The sequence below is a fragment of the Synechococcus sp. UW179B genome (assembly GCF_900474245.1).
GTDB lineage: Bacteria > Cyanobacteriota > Cyanobacteriia > PCC-6307 > Cyanobiaceae > Synechococcus_C.
Genome location: NZ_UCNZ01000013.1, coordinates 1 through 1,465 on the forward strand (window position 1 = coordinate 1; position 1,465 = coordinate 1,465).

Annotated in this window: 2 protein-coding genes; both read left to right on the top strand. The window is 42.3% G+C overall.

The features are described from left to right. A partial coding sequence (locus DXY38_RS13870; protein ID WP_206749676.1) for a hypothetical protein occupies positions 1 to 183 on the top strand: 183 nt, incomplete at its 5' end. A gap of 87 nt (positions 184 to 270) precedes the next feature. After that, entirely contained in the window at positions 271 to 1,401 is a 1,131-nt protein-coding gene (locus tag DXY38_RS06420) for an IS110 family transposase (protein ID WP_115070945.1), read from the top strand. The last annotated feature ends 64 nt before the right edge of the window (positions 1,402 to 1,465 follow it).

Below are 1,465 nucleotides of genomic sequence, written 5' to 3' on the forward strand. Positions count from 1 at the left end.
TCGCCGCTCATATCTTGTAAAAAGTACGTATTGTACTATTTAAGCAAACAGGAAAACAAAAGGCAGTATCACCAATCGCCGCTTTTTTATGCACGTAGTTACGATGCTGGGTTTAAGGAATCCCTGCCTTTTGTCACCTCTTTTGATCCGCAACAGTACTTACGCATCATCGCTTTTTTATAGGATGAATGCACTATAAACAATGAGCATCGGAGGTAAAGACGTGGTTTCTGATTGTCTGTTATTTAGAACCCTCTAATCTGATTAGTCATGTTAAAATATTCCTTAGGCATTGATGTCTCTGCCCCAACCTTAGCTTGTTGTTTAAGCAGTATCGACTTCAGCCAACACGTTCAGGTAGTTGCTACTTCTAGCTTTGCTAATTCTACCTCTGGCTGGAAAGCACTCCACAATTGGATCGCCAAACACCGTAAACAAAAAGATATTCCTCTCGTGTGCATTTTGGAGGCCACGGGAGTCTATTACGAAGGATGTGCCTTATATCTGAGTAATGCACAGTATTATGTGTCGGTTGTGCTTCCCAATAAATCGAAGAAATACATGGAATCTTTGGGGCTAAAGTCTAAAAATGATAAAATTGATGCCCGTGGACTGGCGCGTATGGCCGCCGAACAAGCGCTCGATCAGTGGCAGCCTATGAGTGCGTTTTTCTTTACCCTACGCACCATGACGCGACAGCTAGAGCGTCTTCAAAAAACCAAGACCAGTCTTTCCAATCAGTTGCATGCTACCCAAATCAGTATTTACCAAGTAGGTGTTGTTACCCGACAGCTTACGTCGTTGATTCGCACCTTAGAAAAACAAATGGGTTCCCTCGAAAAAGCTATTGCTAACCATCTTATGAGCGATCCTGATATTGCAGATAAAGTAGCCCATCTGTGTAGCATCAAAGGCGTTGGACTGACTACCGTTGCTGTGATGTTGGCAGAAACCAATGGATTTGCCCTCATGGAAAATATTCCCCAACTAGTGAGTTACTCAGGCTACGATGTAGTAGAAGATCAGTCGGGCAAGCGTATTGGAAAAACAAAGATCTCCAAAAAAGGAAATGCTCGCATCCGCAAGGCGCTCTATTTCCCCGCTATTACGACCGTTAATTGTCAGGTATCCCCTTTTTATGAATTGTTTCACCGAACGCACAGCAAACACCACATTAAGATGAAAAGCTATGTAGCGGTGCAAAAGAAGCTGCTGATTTTAATGTATACCTTGTGGAAGAAGAATGAGCCGTATAAAGAGATGGTACCGAAGAAAGAGGATGCCGAGAGTGGAAAAATCATGCAACCAGAGAACAAAATAAAAAGAAAGTTCCCCACCAGGGGCAGGGAACCAGTAGGTAAACTGCTACATGAAGTAACAATCTCCTTTGAGATGGAATAAAGATAATTATTTTTGTACTCTATTCTTGAATTTTAACACAGTACCTTAAACGCAGGGTCGTTAT

Coding starts and splice junctions, on each gene's coding strand:
- DXY38_RS06420 (WP_115070945.1), top strand. CDS start 271: ATGTTAAAATATTCCTTAGGCATTGATGTCTCTGCCCCAACCTTAGCT.